The following is a 22,797-nucleotide window of genomic DNA, read 5'->3' on the forward strand; positions in this document are numbered from 1 at the left end:
GTGGGGTCCTTCTTATTTATCCTCTTTATCTGTCAGCTCTTCCGAAAACTCGGTTAAAAGGCCCGATTGGTAATCAACTTTTAGTGAGGTTTCAGGAGTTATCCGAGAGCGTGCTCGGTATCTTAGTGTTAGATAGATGAGAGAATATACTACAACAAATCCTATCCCTGCTACAAGTCCAGTCCCTTGTCCAGGAATAAATGGCATGCTGATTAGCACAACGACCATGCAAATTAACGTAATCCAAGAGGTGTATGGAAAGCCAGGCATTTGACAGATTCCTCCCGGTGGACACCCGTTTCTTTTTCGAAATCGGATATGACTAGCCATTATAACCGCATAGGTAAATATCAAGGCAAAACCACCAGATGTGATCAAGACCAAATACACTCTTGGAAACAAAAGTCCAAACCCTAACCCAACAAGCATCGCAAACCCGGAAAATAAAATCCCACGGTACGGTACATCCTTTGTATCCTTTAACCAATAAGGTGCATGACCTTCATCAGCAAGAGACCGAATCATTCTTCCTAATCCAAAAATAGCTGCTAGCATCGCCGAAAGAATGGCCGAGATTAACACTAGATTGAGCGCGGTTCCCGCCCAACCAATTCCCCATCGATCAAGAGAAGCCACCATCGGACTAATATTTTCATTTAGTATCGCTGTTGGGATAAGTGGCAGCAGAACAATGGCATATAAGATATACAATCCAACGAGAGAAAACACAGTGTAGCGTATTGCTTTCGGAATGGTTTCAGTTGGATTGCTTGCTTCAGATGAAGCTAAACCAATGATTTCAAAGCCGGCATAGGCAAAAAGAACAATCAACATGCTTCCTGCAATTCCCTTAACTCCTCCAGCCATAAATGGCTCTCTTGCTAATTCACCTAATCCGATGGCAGTTTTTCCAGGCATCACTCCGAAAATAAGCACTATAGCTGTAAGAATAAAGAAGATTATAGCAAAAACTTTCACTGCAGAAAGGCCGCTTTCCAGCTTGCCTAATTTATCGGCTCCTAAAAGATTGACAAGTGTGACGCCAATTAATATGGCACTTCCAAGTAAGGCAATGGATACTTTTGGATACCATTCTTGAATTAAGATGGAGATAGCCGTCGCCTCACTTGACATAGAAAGAATAATACCTGTCCAATAAAGCCAGCCGACAACAAATCCTGTACCTTCGCCAAGCTCTTGTGCCGCATAGGTACTAAAGGATCCGACAGTTGGATTTCCTACGGTCATTTCTGAAAGTGCGTATAGGATAAAAAATACTAAAACTCCAGCGATAATATAAGAAATTAAAATGGATGGGCCCGCAGCATGTATCGCAATTGAGGACCCTAAAAAGAATGACCCCCCAATAACACTTCCTAAGGCCATCATTGTTAACTGCCACGCCGACAGTCCTTTGCTTGATTTTTCCATAAGTAGAGGTCTCCTATTTCAAATATTATTACCTTTTGTCGTTACGGGGTAATAAGACTAGTAACCGTTTCATTTTCTATTTCACATTTACGGGTACTAGTCCCTCTGACTAGTTACCGGTCTTCTCTTTTTTTCCTTCATCACGGGCACTAGTTGTTCCGACTAGTTACCGGTCTTCTCTTTTTTCCCTCATAACGGGCATTAGTCCCTCTGACTAGTTACCGGTCTTCTCTTTTTTTCCTTCATCACGGGCACTAGTTGTTCGAACTAGTTACCGGTCTTCTCTTTTTAACGTCATCACGGGCACTGGTCGCTCGGACTAGTTACCGGTTTTCTCTTTTTTCCCTCATCACGGGCACTGGTTGCGGTTACTTACTAATTCTATTTTCACTCTTTTTGTATTATTTACAGCGCACGCCCAATTGATTCTGACTTAATATGCGGGCCCATAGGGTGCATCCATTACATTTTTACCTATCTTTTGGAGACACTAGCACTATTAATTAGTGCAAATGAAAGGACGTTTTTTTATGAATAATCGAATATTTAAAGCCATAAACGGAATGGCTGGATATTCTCGCATAATCGATTTCATCATGGTTAACCTTTCAACGAGAACTCGCTATGTCTATCTTTTCGTTTTACTTCTACTCTTATTTCGAAGCAAATTTAATAAAAGAAAAACCCTAATTGCCGGTGTGACCGTTAGTATCACTTATTTACTTAGCCACATCATGAAATGGATATTTTTTAGACCAAGGCCCTTCATGAAGCAGGCTGTTCACTTATTACCGCCTGTCCCATCTAGAAAGGATTCAACTTTCCCAAGCAGACACACATCCTTGGCATTTGCCGTATCGGCTTTTGTCTTTCTCTATCAACGTACTTGGGGACTGTGGTTATGGTTGTTATCCTTTTTGGTGGGTATTTCACGAATCTGGATGGGTCAGCATTATCCATCGGATGTCCTAGGGAGCGCGATCCTTGGGAATGTGACTGCCATCATCATCAACTTTACTGAAAAAATTTGGAGACCCTTCCTTGCTCGCACAATCCGTACTTTGATTCATTTACGCTCTCCTTCCCGACAATTACATGATTAACAAATTTTTGCTGATTTCGTTGAATATTGCTATACTCAGCTTGAGAATAGTGAGTATTTGAGCGTAGTAAGGGGAATGAGTATGAAGCGATATACAAACTTGGATCAGGTTTCAAATAACAAATCATTCAAGGATATGAGGAAATGGCAAAAAGAGAGAAGAAATAAAATTAAGGATTTAACGGTTAATATCGAGCAATGTCCGACTAAAAAAGTAATTGAAATTAAAAACAATAGAAGCCAACCTTCATATACATGGATTGGCCACTCGACCTTTTTGCTTCAGTTAAATGGTTTGAACATTTTAACGGACCCGGTTTGGGCTAAGCGAATGGGCTTTCAAAAGAGGCTAACAGAGCCCGGAATCTCGTTAGCTGAACTGCCTGAGATTGATATTGTCGTTATTTCTCATGGTCATTATGATCATTTAGATTTTCCTACTTTGAAAAAATTAAAAGGAAACCCACACTACTTTGTTCCAGTGGGCTTGAAGTCTCTTTTTACCAGAAAGGGTTATGACAAAGTTACAGAATTGAATTGGTGGGAGAGCACCGAATACGAAGGAATAACCATCCATTTTGTCCCTGCGCAGCATTGGACTCGAAGGTCTTTGAGGGATATGAACACTTCTCACTGGGGGGGCTGGATTTTTCAACTAAAGGGAGGAGAAACATACTACTTTGTTGGTGATACCGGTTACTTCCGCGGATTTACACAAATAGCCGAACGATTTTCGATTGATACTGTATTTATGCCAATCGGTGCTTATGAGCCGGAATGGTTTATGGCCGTTTCTCATATTTCACCCGAAGACAGTGTAAAAGCTTTTATAGAATTGAATGCCAAAACCTTTGTGCCCATGCATTATGGAGCTTATCGTTTAGCAGATGATACGGGACCAGAAGCATTAGAACGGCTCTTGAAGGAATGGAAAAAGCAACAATTACCAGAAGAACAACTAAAGGTATTACTAATTGGTGAAACGGTCATTTAATTTTTGGGGATATCCAATAAAAATTGGGGTCCCCTTTTTATTTTTTGATGGATTAACTTTTTATGAGCGGATTTTTTACATTTATAAGCGAATCTTACCCATTTAAGAGCGAATGCCCCTTTACCTTCTGATGAACTCACCTCTACATATTCTTAGCATGACACGAAACAAGACTGTTATTCGATTGAACATTTTTTACCTATCCGTAAATCGAATAGTTCCCCTTAAAAAGGCAACGATATGTATGTAAGACTTTTTTTATAAGGGAGTGGACATTTTTGACGAAAAAAGGTTTAGCGACTTTCGTTTTAGCAACTACCCTATTTGGATTAACAGGCTGTGCAGTTAATGACCGTGGCGATCATGTAACCAAAAACAATTTAAATGCCAATAATGTTAATTACAATAACAACGGGCTAAGGGATATAGCAAATGTTTCAAACGAAAACTTCCGTGTATCTAACCGTGCTGGAAGAAGTGTAGAAAAATTGCAAGCTGTTGAATTAGCGCATGTTATCATTCGAGACAATGATGCATACGTGTCTGTCAAACTCCACAATCGTAAAAACCAGGCAAGGATGGGTACTAAAGGTACTACCACAACACGTGGTGGCAGCATGAGTACAACAGATTTGACTCGTTCCAATGATATTAGCGCACGCGGTGCAGGAACAGGGCTAAACGGTAACTACCCAGGTACAACCGGTGTGACTGCTACTGATAATACTGACAATGCGTTAAAACCAGGTACGACTAATATTGGTGGGACTACAGGTGTCCGTGACACTGGTATGAATGGTGGAGCAAACTTCGTGAAAGCCTCCACTCATTTAGAAAAAGATATCGCTCACCAAGTTCGTACTGCGGAAAAAGGCGTAAACAATGTTTATATTTCATACGATACCGACTTCTTTAATCGCCTTACAGACTATACAACCGATACAGGTAATGGTCGAAACAGAGACGGACTATGGAACGACATTACCAATACGATTAGACGATCATTCTAATATACAGAACTAAAAAAAAGAAGCACTGCTCGTACTTAATCAAGTCGGCAGTGCTTCTTTTTGCTTATTATTTTCTTTTACGTATAGCTAAAACAAATGCAGCTAAAGATAGAATAACTGAAAAAATCGAAAATATTAGCGGTAAATTATTGGACGTTGCCTCAACATCCTTAGTTTCTTCTTTGTGTGTATCCTCCGTTGTTGCTTGATGCTCATGATGATCATCAGTTGAATCTCCTGCCACAATATCTGTGATGGAATGTGGTGTGTCAGCTCCCTCATCCCCTGTCCATTCTACAATACTGCCATCTTTATAGTATTGAAAGGCATCCCAAGCAACTTTTGTTACTTTTTCTGGGTTTTTAGCCACAAACGTAAACTGTTGGAATTGACCTGGAAGAATTCCTTCACCTGTAGCTTCGAAAGTAATGGTTTTGACTTTTCCATTTGCATCCTTGTCAGCCGTATAGGTCCAATCAGGTACTGGTTGATAGGACATGATTTCCACACCCTCAGGTGCTTTTAAAGTAATTTTTGTTGTTGGGACATCTTTTTCTACCGGCACTTTAACAGTATATGTTTCCCATGCCCCTGTTGTGGAAGTTTTTGGATTCACTGAAACATGGGCACTAGCCACACTTGAGAATACAAATAACCCTAAAACTGTTGGTAAAACTACCTTTGAAATCTTCTTCATCATTCTTTTCATCATAATTCTCCTCTATGTTGTTTCTTATTTGCTACCTACTTTGACTTCGAAATCAGTATCAATAGAATCTAAATCCTTTGTCAGAACATGGACATGCACATTCCAGTCACCTGACATAGTAAAATCGAACCCTTTTGCTCTGTAGTTCCCATTGCTAGTTTTCACTAATATCTTTGTGTTTTTACCCATATCCATTTCCAGTGAAGTAAATGTAAGTGTTGCTTGTTCAATCTCTGTGATAGGCTTACCTTTTTGGTCCTTTAACTTCAAGAAGAACGAGTTTTCTCCAATCACATTCGGCGTCACTTCTAATGTGATTCTGTCTCCCTTAACTGTCTTTGTTTCCTTAAACGGCCCCGGCGATGCCATAGCCGTTGGCAAGTTGGTTAATATAACTGATAGAACTAACACAATTATTCCAGTTGTAAGCTCTCCCCAAAGTGATGCTCTCCATCCTGTTTCCTTGCTACGCCTTCCTTTTATTAGGTTAACCGTAGCAAAAACAAGCATAACTACAAAAAGTATTACTTTTCCTAATAATACTCTCCCGTAAACAGTAAAAATAAGGGATCGTGGATTAGGGATATAGGAGAGACTGCTCCAAAAACCAGTGGTGATTAAAACAATAACAAGAAGGATTCCCCATTTGGAAAAACGTTTGATGGTTTCTATATATAAATGCTTTATTTCAACCTGTCTTCTTAATGGAACCAAAACCACTAATGCGAACAAACTTCCAATCCAAATCGAAGCAGTTAATAAATGGAGAAAGTCTAATGTTAGGCTCATAAACTGATTAGTGGATGATGCAGCATGACTTGTAAATGACTTTGTTAAAAGCAATCCCATCCCCAGAAGAAGTGAGATCGAAAGTAGCCATGGTTGACCAAGTCTTTTCTTTATTAATAAATATGTAAATATCGCTAGTAAAAACAATCCATCTATTTGGATAATCCATGTCTTTCCAAATTGGGTGTTCTCTATCATTTCCTTTAACACTTGGATATTTAGGACTTTACTCCAAGATAAGCCAGATTCTACCGTTGCCTGCAATGGTAAACACAAAAGAATACTTAAACACAATGTCAGGAAAGAAACTTTTATGATTTTTCTAACAGCATTGTTTACCCACAAGTTTCGCCTCAATTCTCTAGGCAAAATAAACAAGTAAAATAGGAGTGATCCAACAAACCCTGCATTACTTACATATTGAAGCCACCGGATTACAAGAAGGTCCCATTTAGGTGTATATCCTTTGGATTCTTGACTGATGCTCTCTGAATCATCTGAAGTATGACCAATCTGAAATGGAATAACCCCTTGAACTGGATGACCATCACTTGATACGACTCTCCACTGGATACGGTACGTTCCATCCGAAAGATTACTGTTTAAATCACATTCAATGATTGAAGAATTTTTCGAATCAATCTGCTCGTTTTTTTGATCCACTCGATTTCCTTTTGAATCAAACACTTCCACCGAATGATAAGATGGTTGAATCGGTTCGTCAAACTCAATCGTTACTTTTTCAGGCGCTTGTAAAATGGTCTCATTTTCAGAGGGTGTTGATTTTTTTATGTATGCATGTGCCGAAGCGAATGCTGGGTACAAAAATACTAGTAAAATAAGTATAAGAATGAAAAGAACGCCTCTATTTTGATTGATCAATTCAGCACGTCCTTTCTAACTTTTGCACCCACAGCCATTCTCCCCGCTCATTCTCTTTGTAATTTCTTCAACTGCCTGATCTAATCGCAAAATGATTCCACCAAAACCTTTTTGGAATTGTTGTGCATATTTTAATGAATCAAAGGTCAGAACCTGTGGCTGGCAACAATTCAAATTAAAGTCTGCATCCAGTAAAAAGTATGCCACCTTTGCACTTATCGTTGTGTTTTGTAGGAAATCACGACAAATGATTTGAGAGACATTTTTTTCGATATCTTTATAGCGTAACAAACCACAATGTGGGCAGCAAAACTGCTCAACTGTTTGTTGATTCGTGATGATTTGCATTGGATGTCGATTATTCATTTCTTTTAAACAAAAGGTGCATGCATTGGGCGACCCCTTCACAACATTTACCAATGATACTCCGCCAGACGTCTTATTGATCTTATTTTCTTCTAGCAACGGCTTAATGTCCCGATAAACTGTCATTTCGGAAACATTTAGTCTCTTACTAATCTCAGCAATGGAGAGCGTTCCTTCCGCCTTAAGCCACCCGACGATTTGATTTTGTCTTTCAATTGGAAGCAAATTAGGACCTCCTTACCTTCTTACTTAGATTTCTGTACATGAATACATTAAGTTATTTAAACCTCATTAACAAGATATAAATGTGAATTTTTTGTGATTTTTTATGTTTTTATCACATTTTTTCACAAAAAGTAACACACCTTGGTATGAGCCAAGCTCCTGCTTTCATATATATCTTAGATGTCTAATGGAAAGGTGGAACTATTAATGTTACTTTTTGTTAGTTTTGGATTCATATGTTTTCTTACTTGTATGATTGTTTTTTATACATATATTAATAGAAATCGTTTTCGTCAAATGACAGGTATGATGATCAGTATGGTAAACTCAATGATTTCGAGTATCGCTATAGGAACTATTTTTGGGATTTATGTAGTTGATAAAGATTTAACACTTCCTACGATGATCGCTGTATCTATCGGGATAATTGTCGGCTATATGACAGGGAGGCCCATTTCTCTAATTGCTGCCCTAGAAGGAATGACGGCGGGAGTAATGGGCGGTATGATGGGCGCTATGCTTGGGGTTATGATACCGTCTAATCACACAGAGGTCATAATCTGTTTCATTGTTGTGGTTGATTTATTGGTGAACGTTGTCTTGTTTCGTGTAATTAGTGAGGAAATGAATACTAGTAAATTTCTGAGTAAATTATTAACTATCACACTAGTATTAGTATTAATGGGGTTTCTTACATGGTTAAATTTCCTAATGATTTCAAAGTAGGACAAAGGAAGGCTTCCCCATCCCAACGATCGTAAAAATCCACAAAAATTTCCCAACCACTCTAAAAGTCTCTTTTTTCCAAATCTTAACATAAGTAAAAAGAATCATTTTTTGTTTTTTCAGAAAAATCGGATAACCCTATATATAATTCATGGGACTAATAAAATATAATTCTAGAGGAATACAAAAATTTTGAAAGGTGGATAGTTTATATGAAAGCATTAAAATCTATCATTATTTGGGGAATGGTTTCTGCGCTCGGTGCTGCCGGCTTTGCTGTCATGGCTCTGAGCAACGGTGAAAGCATTAACGCAATCTGGCTCGTAACCGCCGCTATCTGTGTATATGCAGTTGCCTATCGTTTCTACAGCAAATTTATGGCACGGAAGGTCTTCGAGCTGGATGATCAGCGAAAAACCCCGGCAGAAATTAATAATGACGGAAAGGACTATGTTCCGACGAACAAATGGGTGCTATTCGGACACCACTTTGCAGCCATTGCTGGGGCAGGACCGTTGGTTGGACCTATTTTGGCTGCACAAATGGGGTATCTTCCTGGGACCATTTGGATTGTGGTCGGTGTTGTACTGGCAGGTGCTGTTCAAGATTTTATCATTTTATTTGGATCCATGCGCAGGAATGGGAAATCGTTGGGTGAGATGATAAAAGAAGAAATCGGGCCTATCACTGGTTTGATTTCAATGATTGGTATTTTAGGTATTATGATAATTTTATTGGCCGTTTTAGCACTAGTTGTGGTGAAAGCGCTTACCGGAAGCCCGTGGGGAATGTTTACGATTGCGGCAACGATCCCTATTGCTATCTTGATGGGATTTTATATGCGATATATCCGTCCTGGTCGCGTGGGTGAGGCCTCGCTGATTGGGGTAGTTCTTCTCCTCCTATCTATTTATGGAGGACAATACGTTTCTCAGCATGCCGACCTTGCAAAGATGTTTACTTTTTCAGGTGAAACCATTGCAATTATGATGATTATTTATGGGTTCATTGCTTCTGTCCTACCCGTTTGGATGCTTCTTGCACCTCGTGATTATTTGAGTACATTTTTAAAAATCGGTACCATTGTAGGTCTCGCTTTAGGAATTATAATTGTTGCTCCTGATTTACAGATGCCTAGTATGACAACGTTTGTTGATGGTACAGGCCCTGTATTTGCAGGGAATCTATTTCCTTTCCTATTTATCACGATAGCGTGTGGATCCGTTTCAGGATTCCATGCTCTTGTCTCTTCAGGTACTACACCAAAAATGATTGAACGCGAATCACATGCACAACCAATCGGCTATGGTGCCATGTTGACAGAATCATTCGTTGCCGTAATGGCCATGATTGCTGCCTGTGTGCTGACTCCAGGTATTTATTTTGCCATTAACAGCCCTCCAGCTGTCATTGGTACGGATGCGGTACAGGCTGCCCAAACCGTATCAAGTTGGGGCTACACCATTACACCTGACGATTTAACCAAACTAGCCAGTGATGTCGGTGAGCAAACCGTTCTTTCACGAACAGGCGGTGCACCTACTCTTGCAATCGGAATGGCGTTTATTTTTTCAAAAGTGATTGGCGGTAAGACACTTATGGCCTTCTGGTACCATTTCGCCATTTTATTTGAAGCTCTTTTTATTCTGACAACCATTGACGCCGGAACACGTGTTGGTCGCTTTATGATTCAGGATATTATTGGAGCTGCCTATAAGCCATTTGCAAAAACAGAAGCGCTGATTCCAAATATTATCGCAACTACATTATGTGTTTTTGGCTGGGGCTATTTTCTGTATCAGGGGGTTATTGACCCTCTCGGTGGGATCAATACGTTATGGCCGTTATTTGGAATTGCCAATCAAATGCTTGCTGCGATCGCCCTTCTCTTAGGTACTACGGTACTTTTCAAAATGGGAAAAAGAGCGTATGTATGGGTCACCTTGGTTCCAACCACTTGGATATTAATTGTGACGATGGCTGCTGGATGGCAAAAATTATTCCATGAGAATCCAAAAATCGGCTTCTTGGCTCATTCTAAGGTTTTCAAGGAAGCTTTAGATAGTGGGAAAGTATTGGCACCTGCTGCAAATAAAGAACAAATGCAGCAAGTCTTGCTCAATGACTATATCGATGCTGCTCTTTGTGGATTTTTCATGGTTGTGGTAATAGCTGTATTAATCTCTTCCTTCCGAATTTGGATTAAGGTTTTGAAAAATCATAAAATGGATTTACATGAGTCTCCGTATGTTCCTCGGGGTGATGGAGATATCAAACACTATGCTTAAAAAACTGAGAGACGTTTTTTCATATCGGAAACAATTTTTATCCCTGCTGGTTGGTGTCCCAAGCTATGAAAAATACGTGGAACACATGAGGGTCCATCATCCAGAGGATCCGATTAAATCGCGGAAGGAATTCTTTTGTGAGGCACAGGAAGCCCGGTATAATGGTAAGGGCGGAAAAGTGTCGCGGTGTTGTTAGGTTAAGGCCTGTATCCTTTGGGATATAGGCTTTTTAATATCAAGAAACTCTATTTTATTGTATAAATACTCTCGTTATTCTTTATTTGCTTGAGTTCACTTCGAACAGTGTTGAACCTTTCCTGCGCTTGTCTACTTGGGCCATCTTCTGACAATGTCGGGCCTTTCTTGGTCGAGTCTGTCAGAACTTGAGCCATCTTCTGAAAATGTCGGACCTTTCCTACGCGATTCTGTCAGAACTTGCGCCATCCTCTGACAGTGTGGGGCCTTTCTTGATCTAGTCTGTCAGAACTTGCGCCATCTTCTGACAGTATTGGGTCTTTCCAACCATTCTCTGTTAGAACTTGTACCTATTTTTGCACCGTCAGCTCAATCAAAATGAAAGGGTACCCCACTAAAAAAAGTAAGGTACCCTTCCTATTAATTATTCATTTTATCTTAAACGAGGATCATTAGGATTGCCGGAAGTAAGTACTGCATTTGTTGGTTCATTCGTATTCATTGTTCTACCTGAAAGGCGATCATCCTCTAAAGTATCAAAATGCTCATCTCCTACGCGGGTTTCACGTCGATCAACCAGAACTAGGATTTTCCCTTCTTTAACATAACCTTCATAACGGTCCGCATCATCTTCCTCGAAGCCCATACCTACTAATGCTCCTGCCAGCCCACCTACACCAGCACCGAGAGCTGCACCAGATAAAGTTGCGGCAATTGGTCCTGCTGCTACGAAAGGACCAATACCTGGTATGGCAAGTGCCCCAACTCCTGCTAATAATCCAACAAGTCCGCCAATGGCACCACCTGTTGCTGCACCTGCAAGTAGGTCATCTTCCGTTTTTGTGCCAGTCGCGTCATTAATTTCGTTTACGGTGTCATTATTCGCTCCAATAACAGAAATATCTTCTGTAGCATACCCCTGTCTTTTTAAATCTTCTACTGCCTTTATAGCTTCTTGCTCAGTCTCATAAACTCCTACCAAGTGCTTCTCATGTTCATACATTTGAATTTCCTCCTTAGAATGAGTAGTCCTTAATTAACTACCCAGTGTAAGGATCTATGAAACCTAGTTTTGTAAAAGCTATATGGCACCTGCAACCGAACTATATGAAATACAATAATATTATCTATTACTCTTTTATAGAACTAAACATCATGGTTGAATGGTTAATGTGTGAAAGGAATTTATTGAAAAATAGATAAACATTATTGCTAAAATGAAAACAACAAGTGAAAAGACTCTTTTTTTTAGTATAAAATTTTCAATTGCTGTTAGAATCCAATATAATGCAAAAATCCCTTGAAACATTCCTAAGTAGAAAAAATCGACATGATCTTTCATTCTAAAAACAAGGATCCCAATGATAATCAATGGGATAAATAAAAGCAACTGAACAATCGCTATTGGTTTAATCCTATTTTTAATTAAAAATTTCAATATACTCACCTATTCTCCATTAGTAAATGAGGGTTAAACCCAAAAGCCTCCCTGAATCCCTCCATCCCTTTATTTGTTATCTTAAGTGCCCGTGTTGAAGGGATACGTTCAACCCAATTATTTTCAAGTGTGAATTGTAGAATGGAATTTCCAAGTGAGCCGGCCAGATGATATCTCCTTTCACTCCAGTCCAGACATTTACATGAAAAGGAACGTCTCTTTTTTCTACTTTGTTTAATATCAATTCCCATATTTGTAAAGAACTCTTCCCCTTGTGCAGTCAATTCAAAATCCTTCTCACCCGTATCAGCAATCAAGTTAAGGTTTAATAATGAATGTGTAACCCCTACCCCTAATTTACCAGCAAGATGATCATAACAAGTCCTCGCTAAGTGAATCTCTTTATTTCGTGAAACTTCTCTAAACGAATTCGGTTTTCGTTCCGGTGTTAAACAAAGTAAGGATTCCAATACATTGGCTACTTCTGCATTGGAAAGTGAGAGGTATTTATGCCTTCCAAATTTTTCAGACTTTACAATTCCTTTCTCCACCATTTTTGCCAAATGGAAGCTTGCAGTTTGCGGTGTTATTTTTGAGGCAGTTGCCAGCTCCGAAACAGTATACTTTCTTCCGTCCAATAAAGTTAATAACATGGTCGATCGTGATTTCTCACTAATTAATGTTGCAACCTCTGAAACGATCGGATCAAAATTCATTTCTCCCCCTCCTCCAAAAATGTAATCCATACTTCGATGATAATCGTTATTTCCATATTCTACAATACAAATGAAACTAACCACAGGGGGAATAGATATGAATTCACTTGAATTATTTTTATTAGACTATAAGGAATGTAGACGCAGATTTTTAATCACTGCAGCTGCTTTTCCAGATGATTTACTGACATGGAAACCCGATAAGGCTGCCCTAACAGTTGGAGAAATCATTCGTCATGTATTACTACATGATTTAAGTTGGTTAAAGATTTTAAAGGATCATAGATTACCAACCGAAGAAGAACTTAGACATTTGTCGACATCTCCATATACTAATCTTCAAGATGAGGTAGACAGGGCCTCTGTCTTTCATGAGGAATTTATTAATTATGTATCTTCATTGAATGTTAATGACCTTGGCACAACAATGATTGATTGGCCACATAAGCCCATAAGGAGGTCACTTGGGGATACATTAGAGCGAAAATCTTATCATGATGCAGTACACACTGGGCAACTCTTGCAATATTTACGAATGTTACATATAGAGCGACCGATGATTTGGGATTGATGATAGATCAAAATGTAGAGTTTGTCCAAGCCCTTCTCTCAAAGGTGAATAAAATATTTAGAGCATCCTACAAAGGAGGGTAGAGCAAAATGAAAAAACCAGGTCCAAAAACAAGATCAAATAAAAATACAAAAACAGAATCAAATCAAACTTTTTCCAACCGCGTGTTAAGGGCAGAGTTTGATGATAACTGGAAAACTACTATTACTTCCACTGGGTATGTCAAATATACTGCTCTAGAAGACAACGCTAAAGTAGAAGTATTACTTTCTGATAATACAAGTAGACTTGTAGTGTTCCCTAAAGATGGTTACCTACTAGTGGGTAGCGGCGGAACTACTCACTTTAGTAAGCCTCACTTGACTATTACGATTTAAACAATAATACAGTAAGCTGCTGGCTTTAAGTGGAGACAATGTATAGCTCAGTTCAAATCGAACTGGGCTATCATTTTTACCGCATTTTCAATTTGAAGACTCATCCCGTAAACTTTGTTGATATTGGTAGGATCTGTATACACTTCAGAGTACGAAATTAGATAAGGATGCAAAATTTAAGAGTTATGTATAAATTTTGGTTAGGATTCTAACTGTCTTTTCTTATTTACTACCTACTCTGTCAGAATCTGAGGTGAATTCTGACTGTCTTCACTCATTTACTAGCTACTCTGTCCAAATTAGCGGTGAATTCTGACTGTCTTCACTCATTTACTAGACACTCTGTCCCAATTAGCGATCGATTCTGACTGTCTTCACCCATTTAGTAGATATTCTGTCCGAATTAGTAGTAGATTCTGACTGTCTTCACTCATTTACTAGACACTCTGTCCGAATTAGCGATTGATTCTGACTGTCTTCACTGCTTTACTAGATACTTTGTCCGAATTAGAGGTAGATTCTGACTGTCTTCTCTCATTTACTAGACACTCTGTCCGAATTAGCGATTGATTCTGACTGTCTTCACTCATTTACTAGATACTCTGTCAGAATTAGTAGTAGATTCTGACTGTCTTCACTGCTTTACTAGATACTTTGTCCGAATTAGAGGTAGATTCTGACTGACTTGATTCATTTACTAGATACTTTGTCCGAATTAGCGGTAGATTCTGACTGTCTTCACTCATTTACCAGTTACTCTGTCCAAATCGAGGAAATTCAAAGGACTTATATAAATTCTAAATCTATAACAAAATTCTCTGCTAATTCCCCCCCACTCTTCACCAAATGTTCAAAAATCCAAAGCTACTTGTTATTTCCATCACACTTTCCATCAACAAACGGATGTACAATCGATTTGAAATCATTGAAAAAAGGAGGTTAGTATTATGATAAAGTTAGTGATTTTCGGTTTGATCGTTATCACTTTATTCATGGTAAGTATTTTTGTTGGGGGACTGTTGGATTTACATAAGCAGGAAACGGAAGAAAAAAAGAATTGGGTCAGAGATGGTATGGAGGGTTATTTGGATCAAACTTTTGGGTACGGAATTGTAAAAGTATTCAAAACGGTGTTAGATGCAAATGGCAAAGTATGTTATTTGGTTTATTTACCACAACTGAAATGGTTCAAGACGCCAACATATAAATGGTATGAAGTATATGCAACCCAAAGTGGTTTTGAGCATTATGAAATTAAAAGGTCATGTTAATCATTTGTCAAAAGAAAGCCCTAGAAAACTTCTAGGGCTCCCTTTATGTACTATTTTTTACAAACCTCTCATCAATGCACGCGAATGATTTCGTAAATATCTTCATCATGGTGAACCCTGGTATGCTTGGATTCAATCCGTTCAAATTCATCAAACTCGTCCACTTCTGCTCCAAACCACCAGTTTTTTAATTCAAACATGATTTCATTTAGCATGGTTAGTTCCTCCAATTTAGATTAATGGCTAACTATATTTTTATTATACATGTGAAACACTTCACATAAAAGCGTTTACAAAATAGGCGGAATAGGAAGATAATTTGGGGAAATTGATTTTACCAGACGGGTTATTGTGTTTCAATCACCCTAATGTATCTCCTATTGAGAAGAAAAACTATTTTCAACATATTCTCTAATCTTCATCCATTCCCCATTTTCTTTTCGGAAGCTTTCAACAAATAATAACTTGTCTTTAAGCATTTTCCCATCGAGCGCAAGGCTTACCCAAAATACTGCAACACCTTCTTGTTGTTGATTGATTTCAACTAGAATATCCTCAAAAAACCATTGAGGATTTCTTCCCTCGTACATTTTATACGCTTGCTTCCAACCTGCAAAAGCCTCATCATATCCCCAGTCTGAAATCCTAGCATTGGGATTTGCCCATCTAGCCTTCAAATCCCTAGAAGCGTGACTTGAAATACTTGCGGCATCAAGACTATTCCAAGAAGCTCGATAATCTGTTAAAAACTCTTTAAAATCTTCTAATAAATGGGTTGACATATTCTCCCTCCTAAATTACAGGCCGATTTCTCTTGAAAATATTTCAACAAACTAAGTATTTCTCCTGCTTTTACTTTGAATATAAACATAAATTTAGCTGATTTTTGAAATACTAGTAGAAATGATTTCAGTCGGTGCTATGATGTTTATTATTAATAGCCCCATGGTTTTGGTTAATTCCGTTGAAATAGGTAAAAATAGTCCTTCTTTAATTTGAAGGACTTTTTTTATGATAAAATAGGTTCTAGATCTTTGGTAGATAGTTTAGGGGGGAGAAGAAATTGTTTTCTTACTTAAAACATAAAGCAGAAAATCTTTTTCCTGGTTATTTTGCCTTAGTCATGGCTACTGGGGCATTATCGATAGGAACACACCTGCTTGGGATGGAGATTATTTCAAAGACGTTATTATATATTAACATCATTGCCTATTTTTCTTTATGGGTCCTGACTCTTACACGTATTTTCTGCTATTTTCCTAGAATGGCAGCTGATTTGACCAGCCATTCACTTGGGCCAGGATTTTTTACATTAGTAGCTGGAACTAGTGTATTGGGCTGCCAACTTATTATTGTCGCAAACCAATATACGATTGCGATTTACTTATGGGGAATTGCTATTTTTTTATGGCATGTGATTATGTACACCTTCTTTCCAGCAGTGACGGTGAGACGGGATAAACCTTCGATGGTTGAAGGGATTAACGGTGCTTGGTTGATTGCAGCAGTTGCCACCCATTCCCTTTCTATTCTCGGCTCCCTGCTTTCTCCACACGTAGGTTCTGGAAGACCAATTGTTTTGTTCTTTTCTTTATGTATGTATTTCCTTGGATGCATGTTGTATCTTAACATTATTACACTTATTTTCTATCGTTTTACCTTCTTAAAGTTAGATCATTCTGCCCTTACACCACCTTACTGGATTAATATGGGAGCAGTTGCTATTACTACCTTATCCGGATCTACTTTAATCTTACATGCAAAATCCTGGTCCTTTTTAACAGAAATAACACCTTTCTTAAAGGGCTTTACTTTGTTTTTTTGGATCACTGGTACCTGGTGGATTCCACTATTATTCATACTAATGATATGGCGCCATATCTATCATCGCTATCCACTTTCCTATGATCCGCAGTTTTGGGGCATGGCCTTCCCGCTTGCCATGTATACAACTAGCACATACCAATTGTCAAAAGCACTAGACTTATCGTTTTTAACTATCATTCCTAGAGTGATGATATATGTTGCAATTGCCGCATGGATTTTTGTATTTTTAGGCATGATCCATCATTTATATTTTCATTTTCGTAATCATTTCCAAACACCAACTATGAAAAACATCTCTAATTAAACTTGGGATGTTTTTTTTTACAAATTAAATCTTGCCAAGTTGCCCAATAGTGGAATATATTAGAAAAAATAATCAGTAATGGAAGTGAGTATTATGCATGTACCAGTAAAACTAAATGTTGGCGATGAAATAAGAATTGTGGCACCAAGTAGAAGTGCAGGAATTATGTCAGAGGTAGGAGTCAAACAAGCTAAGAAACGTTTAGAAGATCTAGGTTTTAAAGTAACCTTTGGAAAAAACATTTTTGAATCGGATCTACAAAACTCTACATCTATTGAAAAAAGAGTACAGGATATTCATGAGGCATTTCAAGATTCAAATGTTAAAGGGATTTTAACTGTTATAGGTGGATTTAATAGTAATGAACTATTACCCTATTTAGATTATGAATTAATTAAAAATAATCCAAAGGTGTTCTGTGGCTATAGTGATATTACAGCGATTGCCACTGCAATCACCACTCAAGCTGGATTCATTACATACTCAGGACCACACTTTTCCAGTTTTCAAATGGGTCAAGCCCAGGAATACCAAACGTCTTTTTTTAAAAAATGCGTCATGCAATCAGAAGAATTCAGCGTGGAAGCCTCACCTGTCTGGAGTGATGATTCATGGTATTTAGACCAAGAAAACCGTCATTTTGGAGAGGCAAAATGGAAAACGTACAGTGAAGGTTCGACAAAGGGGACTTTATATGGTGGAAATCTATGCACCCTGAACTTATTACAAGGCACTACCTATATGCCAGCACTTGAGGATTGTGTACTCTTTATAGAAGATGATGAATTGACCATTCCAGAGACATTCGCACGTGACCTTACTTCCCTTTTACAAGTTGCAGGAAAGATAAAGGGTCTCGTTATTGGTAGATTCCAACGAGTTTCAAAAGTAACGGAAGAACAGCTGCTGTTCATTTTGGATAAGCATCCACAACTAAAGGAAATTCCTGTGTTATATGATGTAGATTTTGGACATACCCAGCCTATTTTCACCTTTCCTATTGGCGGCGAAGTCGAAATTGATAGTTCGGACAAAACGATTAAATTCACTAGATTTTAAGAATACGATCTATCCGACGGCCCTTCTTTTAAAAAGAAGGGCTTTTTTGTTTAAAAATGGTGGAATAGGAATATTGTTCTATACGGTATATTGAAACTTAGTACTTTTCACTCGTTGACTCGCATGACATTCTAAACGATAATGATAATCGTTATCAATTAAAAGGAGGCGTTTAGTATGTTTATTCAATTTTTAAAGGAAAACCGTTTCATTTCACTGTTACTTACAGTGCTGCGGCTTTATCTTGGATGGCAGTGGATCCAGGCAGGTTGGGGGAAAATCTCTAGTGGAGCATTCGATGCAACAGGATTTTTAAATGGAGCAATTAAAAATATGGCAGGTGACCACCCTTCTGTTCAACCCTGGTGGGGTTCGTTTATTAAAGAGTTCGCCCTACCATATGTTGACCTTTTTAATGTACTTGTTCCTTGGGGTGAATTTTTAGTCGGTCTCGGATTAATTTTAGGAATCTTCACCTCATTTTCAATACTAATGGGTCTAACTATGAACTTTGCCTATATGTTCTCAGGAACAACCAGCACCAATCCTCAAATGGTTTTATTAAGCTTATTCATTTTAATTGCTGGATTAAACGCTGGAAAAATTGGATTAGACCGATGGTTTATTCCATTTTTAAAGAAATTACTATTTAAGAAGACAGAAGCGCAAATTCCTCAAGGTGCCTAACAAATGATACATAATCAGGTAAGACCATCAACGTCATTGGTTGATGGTCTTATCGAAACAATTCTTAAGCATATTCAATAAAATGATCATTTTTCAAAATCGGAACGGTTTGGTATACATTTAAACGGCTACAATGTGTGACGTCTGCTTCAAAGCCTCTTGCTCGTAGCTCTCGTCCGCTCCCACACTCCCAAATTAATTCATCAAGATTTACTTTTGTATGAAGAAATGAAGTCATACAAAGCTCAGCTTCAGGAGACTTTTTTCCTTCTAAATAGGAAAGTATAGCTCCAGCACCTAAATAGTCCTCAATCGCTGGGCGGAGAGTATCTTCGTGTTCTTTTACTTCCCCCCATTGTTCACCGCAAGGGATAACCGTAATATTGGAGGCCGTTTGCTTTTGTATTTGATTAGCAGCTACTGCCACAGATTCGGCATTGAGGAAAGATCCAATTAACAGGGCAGGAACTCTGGATGCAATCCACGTGCAAAATGCCCCATTAATTGAGGTCAAAACATATTTTCGCTCCCTATGATTTTGTCCAAAAGAAACCGGTGATAACGTAGGCTTTCCGATTTTCGCAGCCTCTGCTCTTCCTAAGATAAACTCAGCGCCAATTTCTTTCGCATACTTTTTTCCATCTAAGCTCTGAGGATACGGATAGATGTGTGCCCCATTTCGTAAGGCAGTTATTACTGTGGATGAGAAACTTAGGACATCGACAATGACGATAATATCTCCTCTATCCGCTGCCTCTCTTGCTCCGCGCCTTCCCCACTCCACTTTACATTCATATCGATCTTGATCGAAAAACATAATCATCACCCTTTCAGCTTACTAAGTTTGTAACCTTGATTTTAAAGGAATAACAAAAAAATAATAGACTTATATTTATAAAATGGTAAAATTAGGATTGAGGTCTGTAAAAAAAACTCTCTTTTGTCCAAAAGAGAGTTTTTTGTTTATCCCTTAACGCCGTTCCCAAATTATGTTCCATACATACTTTGTCATTACAAACGGAAAAGAGGGTATAGTGCATGATCAACGTTTTATTTGTGTGCTTGGGGAATATTTGCCGTTCACCGATGGCTGAAGCTTTGTTTCGCCACTTAGTCAAAAAGGAAAAATTGGTAAATAAAATTGCAGTTGATTCCGCTGCAACTAGTCCCTTACAAATCGGCTTCCCGCCGCATGAAGGAACACTAAATATATTAAAAAAATACAATATCTATTCTGACGGTCTAGTTGGACGCAAACTAAAGAAAGAAGACTTTAGGAAGTTCGACTACATTATCGGTATGGACGAAAGCAATATAAAAAATATTTATAGAATAACGGGCAAGCCCAATCATACAAAAATATTTAGGTTGCTCGACCTAACCAAATACAAAAAAGATATCCCTGATCCATTTTTCACCGGAGATTTTGAGGAAACCTTTCGACTTGTTTCCGCTGGCTGCCGGGTATTACTTAATAAAATTCGCAGAGAACAAAACTTATAACGTAAATAGGCGACCTATAATTGAATAACTGTGTTTAATGATTTTAGGTAAACCATCTTTATCATTTGACAAAGGATTAATCTGCCATTATCATCAACTCAAAATGATCTTTGGGGAGATAAAGATGAAAATTTATGTTGATGCAGATGCATGTCCGGTAAAAGATATCATTATCTCTGAAGGTACGAATGCTGACATACCTGTTATCCTTGTTACTAGCTTCTCTCATTTTTCGAATGCAGAACAACCATCGGGTGTAGAAACCATTTATGTTGACTCTGGAGCAGATGCTGCGGATTATCGGATAATGAAGTTAGCAGAAAAAGGAGATATAATCGTTACGCAAGATTATGGTCTTGCCTCTTTGGGTTTAGCAAAAGGTTGTAAGGTACTTCATCATAAGGGGTCTAGCTATACCAATGAAAATATTGACCAATTATTACAAACTCGTTATTTGAGTGCAATGGCTCGAAAAAGCGGAAAACGGACAAAGGGCCCAAAACCATTTACATCAGAAGATAGGGAGAAATTTAAGGAACTTTTTAAAAGAGCGATCTCACATTAAAAGGGACGTTTATTTTTTCTTTATAATCTCTCATAAAATTAGCGTTAATCCCACGGATTAACGCTAATTTTATCTCGTATTTCTTCTCATTTCATAAATAGTCCGTTTAATTTGTTTTTCCAGTTTTTCAAAAAAAGTGTCTAACCCTTTGCTGGCACCTGAATCCAATACACTTTTTCCAGCTAGTGCAAGGGCACCCGTTACATCCGCATCGGCCCTACATGTAATTTTAGACCCGCCTTGAACTTCACTTATCAGTAGGTCTGCCTTACCCACAACTTCGCCAACATTTCCCTTTCCTTCAACGCGTAGCTGATAGGTTGACTGATTTTTCTCGAAAAATCTAATCTTTAATGAAAAGACATCTTGGATCGGACCGATGTTCACATCTAACTCTGCTTGGTATACTCCTTTTGACGTTTCCACAAACGATTTACAACCAGGTATTGAATTCCTTAGAACTTTTTCATTTTTTATATACTTCCAGACAACGTTCCTTGGCAGCCCAAAACGATGCTCGTATGTGATATTCATTGGTCCTCCTCCATCCATAGATGTTTTAATCCCATTCATTTATTCATATTCAAAGCGAACTAAGATTGTTAACGTTTTTCTCCTACATCTCCCAGAAAACGCTTTCATTCACTAACGCTTTAAATTTAAAAAATAAAATAATATTCAAACTATTGTGTTTATTGAAATAATATTCTATAATACTTTGCAATACGAAATATTAGAGGAGGTAAACACATTGAAAACCCTAGAAAAAGTTAGTCAGTTTGTTGGCAGTACTTTTGCCATCTGGGTGCTACTATTTGCAGCACTTGCATTCTTTTCACCCGCTACATTTACATGGATTGCTCCACATATCTCGTTATTGTTAGGAATCATCATGTTTGGAATGGGTTTAACCCTTTCTGCCAACGACTTTAAAGAAGTATTTAAACGCCCAAAAGATGTGGCTATCGGCGTGGTTGGTCAATTTTTAATTATGCCAGCCCTTGCTTTTCTTTTAGCAAAAGGCCTAAATTTATCACCCGAAGTCGCAGTTGGCGTTATTTTGGTCGGCTGCTGTCCTGGGGGAACCGCCTCAAACGTAATGACCTTTCTTTCTATGGGGGATGTCGCACTAAGTGTTACCATTACATCCATCACAACAATCCTAGCTCCACTTGTAACACCTGCACTCATTTTATTACTTGCAAGCGAATGGATTCCTGTGGATCCAGGGGGTCTTTTTCTATCCATTGTAAAAATCGTCTTGTTCCCTATCATTCTAGGCGTTGTAGTTAAAAAACTATTTAATAAACAGGCACAAGCCAGTGTGAAGGTCTTGCCGCTGGTTTCTATTATCGCCATTGTTGCAATCGTTACGGCTGTTGTATCTGTTAGCCAACAAGCCATTGCCAAAACTGGATTAATTATTTTTGCGGTAGTTGTCCTACATAATTGCCTTGGGTATTTACTGGGATATTCATTTGGAAAAATGTTTAAGATGGATCTTTCGAAGAAAAAAGCGGTGGCAATCGAGGTTGGAATGCAAAACTCTGGTTTAGGTGCTGCTATTGCAGCTGCTCACTTCTCTCCACTAGCAGCTGTTCCAAGTGCTATTTTCAGTGTATGGCATAACATTTCAGGGCCAGTCTTAGCAACTATTTTTAGTCGCATGGAAGACGAAAAGTCAACTGCAAAGATAAATGCTGATCAAACATTAGCAAAATAGCTTTTTCTAAACCATCTTCTTTCAAACAAGAAGATGGTT

The 22,797-nt window shown here is 38.3% G+C and carries 26 protein-coding genes; 15 read left to right on the forward strand and 11 right to left on the reverse strand.

Features of this window, described 5'->3' with window-relative positions; genetic code table 11:
* Positions 1–12: 12 nt before the first annotated feature.
* Positions 13–1,431, reverse strand: coding sequence for an amino acid permease (locus tag QE429_RS15040; RefSeq protein WP_307288034.1), 1,419 nt, complete (start codon positions 1,429–1,431; stop codon positions 13–15).
* Between the two features lie 530 nt (positions 1,432–1,961).
* Between QE429_RS15040 and QE429_RS15045 the strand changes: the two genes are divergently transcribed.
* From QE429_RS15045 to QE429_RS15055, 3 genes are all read left to right on the forward strand, one after another.
* The gene (locus tag QE429_RS15045) at positions 1,962–2,534 is read left to right on the forward strand and encodes a phosphatase PAP2 family protein (RefSeq protein WP_307288036.1); all 573 of its coding nucleotides are present in this window, start codon (positions 1,962–1,964) and stop codon (positions 2,532–2,534) included.
* A gap of 75 nt (positions 2,535–2,609) precedes the next feature.
* Complete coding sequence (locus QE429_RS15050; RefSeq protein ID WP_307288037.1) at positions 2,610–3,527, forward strand: MBL fold metallo-hydrolase; 918 nt, start codon at positions 2,610–2,612, stop codon at positions 3,525–3,527.
* 278 nt (positions 3,528–3,805) lie between these two features.
* The gene (locus QE429_RS15055; protein ID WP_307288039.1) at positions 3,806–4,537 is read left to right on the forward strand and encodes a YhcN/YlaJ family sporulation lipoprotein; all 732 of its coding nucleotides are present in this window, start codon (positions 3,806–3,808) and stop codon (positions 4,535–4,537) included.
* Positions 4,538–4,604: 67 nt separating this feature from the next.
* On the opposite strand, the gene QE429_RS15060 is transcribed toward QE429_RS15055, so the two are convergent.
* The 3 genes from QE429_RS15060 to QE429_RS15070 are packed head-to-tail and all read right to left on the reverse strand — an operon-like array spanning position 4,605 to position 7,508.
* Positions 4,605–5,237 carry a YcnI family copper-binding membrane protein gene (locus QE429_RS15060; protein ID WP_307290836.1) on the reverse strand — a complete coding sequence of 211 codons (633 nt, stop codon included), beginning with the start codon at positions 5,235–5,237 and terminating at the stop codon, positions 4,605–4,607.
* A 33-nt stretch (positions 5,238–5,270) separates the two neighbouring features.
* Positions 5,271–6,917: a copper resistance CopC/CopD family protein gene (locus QE429_RS15065; protein ID WP_307288041.1), complete on the reverse strand. Its 1,647-nt coding sequence runs from the start codon at positions 6,915–6,917 to the stop codon at positions 5,271–5,273.
* 15 nt (positions 6,918–6,932) lie between these two features.
* Positions 6,933–7,508, reverse strand: coding sequence for a DeoR family transcriptional regulator (locus tag QE429_RS15070; protein ID WP_307288043.1), 576 nt, complete (start codon positions 7,506–7,508; stop codon positions 6,933–6,935).
* 207 nt (positions 7,509–7,715) lie between these two features.
* On the opposite strand from QE429_RS15070, the gene QE429_RS15075 reads away from it, so the two are divergent.
* The 3 genes from QE429_RS15075 (at position 7,716) to QE429_RS15085 (ending at position 10,718) form a co-directional block, all read left to right on the forward strand.
* Entirely contained in the window at positions 7,716–8,234 is a 519-nt protein-coding gene (locus QE429_RS15075) for a hypothetical protein (protein WP_307288045.1), read from the forward strand.
* Positions 8,235–8,446: 212 nt separating this feature from the next.
* The gene (locus tag QE429_RS15080) at positions 8,447–10,522 is read left to right on the forward strand and encodes a carbon starvation CstA family protein (protein ID WP_307288046.1); all 2,076 of its coding nucleotides are present in this window, start codon (positions 8,447–8,449) and stop codon (positions 10,520–10,522) included.
* Positions 10,515–10,718 carry a YbdD/YjiX family protein gene (locus QE429_RS15085; protein ID WP_307288047.1) on the forward strand — a complete coding sequence of 68 codons (204 nt, stop codon included), beginning with the start codon at positions 10,515–10,517 and terminating at the stop codon, positions 10,716–10,718. Before QE429_RS15080 ends, QE429_RS15085 begins: the two co-directional genes overlap by 8 nt.
* A 432-nt stretch (positions 10,719–11,150) precedes the next feature.
* On the opposite strand, the gene QE429_RS15090 is transcribed toward QE429_RS15085, so the two are convergent.
* From QE429_RS15090 to QE429_RS15100, 3 genes are all read right to left on the reverse strand, one after another.
* Complete coding sequence (locus tag QE429_RS15090) at positions 11,151–11,720, reverse strand: general stress protein (RefSeq protein ID WP_307288048.1); 570 nt, start codon at positions 11,718–11,720, stop codon at positions 11,151–11,153.
* Positions 11,721–11,870: 150 nt separating this feature from the next.
* The gene (locus tag QE429_RS15095) at positions 11,871–12,155 is read right to left on the reverse strand and encodes a hypothetical protein (protein WP_307288050.1); all 285 of its coding nucleotides are present in this window, start codon (positions 12,153–12,155) and stop codon (positions 11,871–11,873) included.
* 5 nt (positions 12,156–12,160) lie between these two features.
* Positions 12,161–12,871 (reverse strand): helix-turn-helix domain-containing protein, encoded by a 711-nt coding sequence (locus QE429_RS15100; protein ID WP_307288052.1) that lies wholly within the window; start codon positions 12,869–12,871, stop codon positions 12,161–12,163.
* Positions 12,872–12,968: 97 nt separating this feature from the next.
* Between QE429_RS15100 and QE429_RS15105 the strand changes: the two genes are divergently transcribed.
* The 3 genes from QE429_RS15105 to QE429_RS15115 all read left to right on the forward strand — a co-directional run bounded on the left by QE429_RS15105 (position 12,969) and on the right by QE429_RS15115 (position 15,090).
* Positions 12,969–13,442 (forward strand): DinB family protein, encoded by a 474-nt coding sequence (locus QE429_RS15105; RefSeq protein ID WP_307288054.1) that lies wholly within the window; start codon positions 12,969–12,971, stop codon positions 13,440–13,442.
* A gap of 89 nt (positions 13,443–13,531) precedes the next feature.
* The gene (locus QE429_RS15110; RefSeq protein WP_307288056.1) at positions 13,532–13,819 is read left to right on the forward strand and encodes a hypothetical protein; all 288 of its coding nucleotides are present in this window, start codon (positions 13,532–13,534) and stop codon (positions 13,817–13,819) included.
* Between the two features lie 947 nt (positions 13,820–14,766).
* Positions 14,767–15,090: a hypothetical protein gene (locus tag QE429_RS15115; RefSeq protein WP_307288057.1), complete on the forward strand. Its 324-nt coding sequence runs from the start codon at positions 14,767–14,769 to the stop codon at positions 15,088–15,090.
* Positions 15,091–15,161: 71 nt separating this feature from the next.
* Here QE429_RS15115 and QE429_RS15120 read toward each other — a convergent pair whose 3' ends face one another.
* Both QE429_RS15120 and QE429_RS15125 read right to left on the reverse strand, forming a co-directional pair.
* Positions 15,162–15,305 (reverse strand): hypothetical protein, encoded by a 144-nt coding sequence (locus QE429_RS15120; protein WP_307288058.1) that lies wholly within the window; start codon positions 15,303–15,305, stop codon positions 15,162–15,164.
* Between the two features lie 162 nt (positions 15,306–15,467).
* Entirely contained in the window at positions 15,468–15,872 is a 405-nt protein-coding gene (locus QE429_RS15125) for a hypothetical protein (RefSeq protein WP_307288060.1), read from the reverse strand.
* A gap of 281 nt (positions 15,873–16,153) precedes the next feature.
* Here QE429_RS15125 and QE429_RS15130 point away from each other — a divergent pair, with 281 nt between their 5' ends.
* The 3 genes from QE429_RS15130 (at position 16,154) to QE429_RS15140 (ending at position 18,967) form a co-directional block, all read left to right on the forward strand.
* On the forward strand, positions 16,154–17,221 hold the full coding sequence (locus QE429_RS15130; protein ID WP_307288061.1) for a tellurite resistance/C4-dicarboxylate transporter family protein: 1,068 nt from the start codon (positions 16,154–16,156) through the stop codon (positions 17,219–17,221).
* 93 nt (positions 17,222–17,314) lie between these two features.
* On the forward strand, positions 17,315–18,280 hold the full coding sequence (locus QE429_RS15135) for a S66 family peptidase (RefSeq protein WP_307288063.1): 966 nt from the start codon (positions 17,315–17,317) through the stop codon (positions 18,278–18,280).
* 177 nt (positions 18,281–18,457) lie between these two features.
* Positions 18,458–18,967, forward strand: a complete 510-nt coding sequence (locus QE429_RS15140; RefSeq protein ID WP_307288065.1) for a DoxX family protein — start codon at positions 18,458–18,460, stop codon at positions 18,965–18,967.
* 64 nt (positions 18,968–19,031) lie between these two features.
* On the opposite strand, the gene QE429_RS15145 is transcribed toward QE429_RS15140, so the two are convergent.
* Positions 19,032–19,784, reverse strand: a complete 753-nt coding sequence (locus tag QE429_RS15145) for a 2-phosphosulfolactate phosphatase (protein WP_307288067.1) — start codon at positions 19,782–19,784, stop codon at positions 19,032–19,034.
* 221 nt (positions 19,785–20,005) lie between these two features.
* Here QE429_RS15145 and QE429_RS15150 point away from each other — a divergent pair, with 221 nt between their 5' ends.
* The gene (locus tag QE429_RS15150) at positions 20,006–20,470 is read left to right on the forward strand and encodes a low molecular weight protein-tyrosine-phosphatase (protein WP_307288069.1); all 465 of its coding nucleotides are present in this window, start codon (positions 20,006–20,008) and stop codon (positions 20,468–20,470) included.
* A 124-nt stretch (positions 20,471–20,594) separates the two neighbouring features.
* Positions 20,595–21,035 (forward strand): YaiI/YqxD family protein, encoded by a 441-nt coding sequence (locus QE429_RS15155; RefSeq protein WP_307288071.1) that lies wholly within the window; start codon positions 20,595–20,597, stop codon positions 21,033–21,035.
* Between the two features lie 69 nt (positions 21,036–21,104).
* On the opposite strand, the gene QE429_RS15160 is transcribed toward QE429_RS15155, so the two are convergent.
* Positions 21,105–21,569 carry an SRPBCC family protein gene (locus QE429_RS15160; RefSeq protein WP_307288073.1) on the reverse strand — a complete coding sequence of 155 codons (465 nt, stop codon included), beginning with the start codon at positions 21,567–21,569 and terminating at the stop codon, positions 21,105–21,107.
* Positions 21,570–21,786: 217 nt separating this feature from the next.
* Here QE429_RS15160 and QE429_RS15165 point away from each other — a divergent pair, with 217 nt between their 5' ends.
* A complete protein-coding gene (locus QE429_RS15165; protein ID WP_307288074.1) occupies positions 21,787–22,758 on the forward strand; it encodes a bile acid:sodium symporter family protein in 972 nt (323 codons plus the stop codon).
* Positions 22,759–22,797 lie beyond the last annotated feature (39 nt).

Origin of the sequence: Bacillus sp. SORGH_AS_0510 (genome assembly GCF_030818775.1) — a bacterium.
Taxonomy (GTDB): Bacteria; Bacillota; Bacilli; order Bacillales; family Cytobacillaceae; genus Neobacillus.

Excerpts from the sequence above, each read along its gene's own strand:
- QE429_RS15145 (WP_307288067.1), bottom strand. The coding sequence starts at position 19,784 with ATGTTTTTCGATCAAGATCGATATGAATGTAAAGTGGAGTGGGGAAGG.
- QE429_RS15100 (WP_307288052.1), bottom strand. The coding sequence starts at position 12,871 with ATGAATTTTGATCCGATCGTTTCAGAGGTTGCAACATTAATTAGTGAG.
- QE429_RS15135 (WP_307288063.1), top strand. The coding sequence starts at position 17,315 with ATGCATGTACCAGTAAAACTAAATGTTGGCGATGAAATAAGAATTGTG.
- QE429_RS15120 (WP_307288058.1), bottom strand. The coding sequence starts at position 15,305 with ATGCTAAATGAAATCATGTTTGAATTAAAAAACTGGTGGTTTGGAGCA.
- QE429_RS15040 (WP_307288034.1), bottom strand. The coding sequence starts at position 1,431 with ATGGAAAAATCAAGCAAAGGACTGTCGGCGTGGCAGTTAACAATGATG.
- QE429_RS15140 (WP_307288065.1), top strand. The coding sequence starts at position 18,458 with ATGTTTATTCAATTTTTAAAGGAAAACCGTTTCATTTCACTGTTACTT.
- QE429_RS15050 (WP_307288037.1), top strand. The coding sequence starts at position 2,610 with ATGAGTATGAAGCGATATACAAACTTGGATCAGGTTTCAAATAACAAA.
- QE429_RS15085 (WP_307288047.1), top strand. The coding sequence starts at position 10,515 with ATGCTTAAAAAACTGAGAGACGTTTTTTCATATCGGAAACAATTTTTA.
- QE429_RS15160 (WP_307288073.1), bottom strand. The coding sequence starts at position 21,569 with ATGAATATCACATACGAGCATCGTTTTGGGCTGCCAAGGAACGTTGTC.
- QE429_RS15150 (WP_307288069.1), top strand. The coding sequence starts at position 20,006 with ATGATCAACGTTTTATTTGTGTGCTTGGGGAATATTTGCCGTTCACCG.
- QE429_RS15115 (WP_307288057.1), top strand. The coding sequence starts at position 14,767 with ATGATAAAGTTAGTGATTTTCGGTTTGATCGTTATCACTTTATTCATG.
- QE429_RS15110 (WP_307288056.1), top strand. The coding sequence starts at position 13,532 with ATGAAAAAACCAGGTCCAAAAACAAGATCAAATAAAAATACAAAAACA.
- QE429_RS15045 (WP_307288036.1), top strand. The coding sequence starts at position 1,962 with ATGAATAATCGAATATTTAAAGCCATAAACGGAATGGCTGGATATTCT.
- QE429_RS15090 (WP_307288048.1), bottom strand. The coding sequence starts at position 11,720 with ATGTATGAACATGAGAAGCACTTGGTAGGAGTTTATGAGACTGAGCAA.
- QE429_RS15125 (WP_307288060.1), bottom strand. The coding sequence starts at position 15,872 with ATGTCAACCCATTTATTAGAAGATTTTAAAGAGTTTTTAACAGATTAT.
- QE429_RS15075 (WP_307288045.1), top strand. The coding sequence starts at position 7,716 with ATGTTACTTTTTGTTAGTTTTGGATTCATATGTTTTCTTACTTGTATG.
- QE429_RS15060 (WP_307290836.1), bottom strand. The coding sequence starts at position 5,237 with ATGATGAAGAAGATTTCAAAGGTAGTTTTACCAACAGTTTTAGGGTTA.
- QE429_RS15155 (WP_307288071.1), top strand. The coding sequence starts at position 20,595 with ATGAAAATTTATGTTGATGCAGATGCATGTCCGGTAAAAGATATCATT.
- QE429_RS15105 (WP_307288054.1), top strand. The coding sequence starts at position 12,969 with ATGAATTCACTTGAATTATTTTTATTAGACTATAAGGAATGTAGACGC.
- QE429_RS15080 (WP_307288046.1), top strand. The coding sequence starts at position 8,447 with ATGAAAGCATTAAAATCTATCATTATTTGGGGAATGGTTTCTGCGCTC.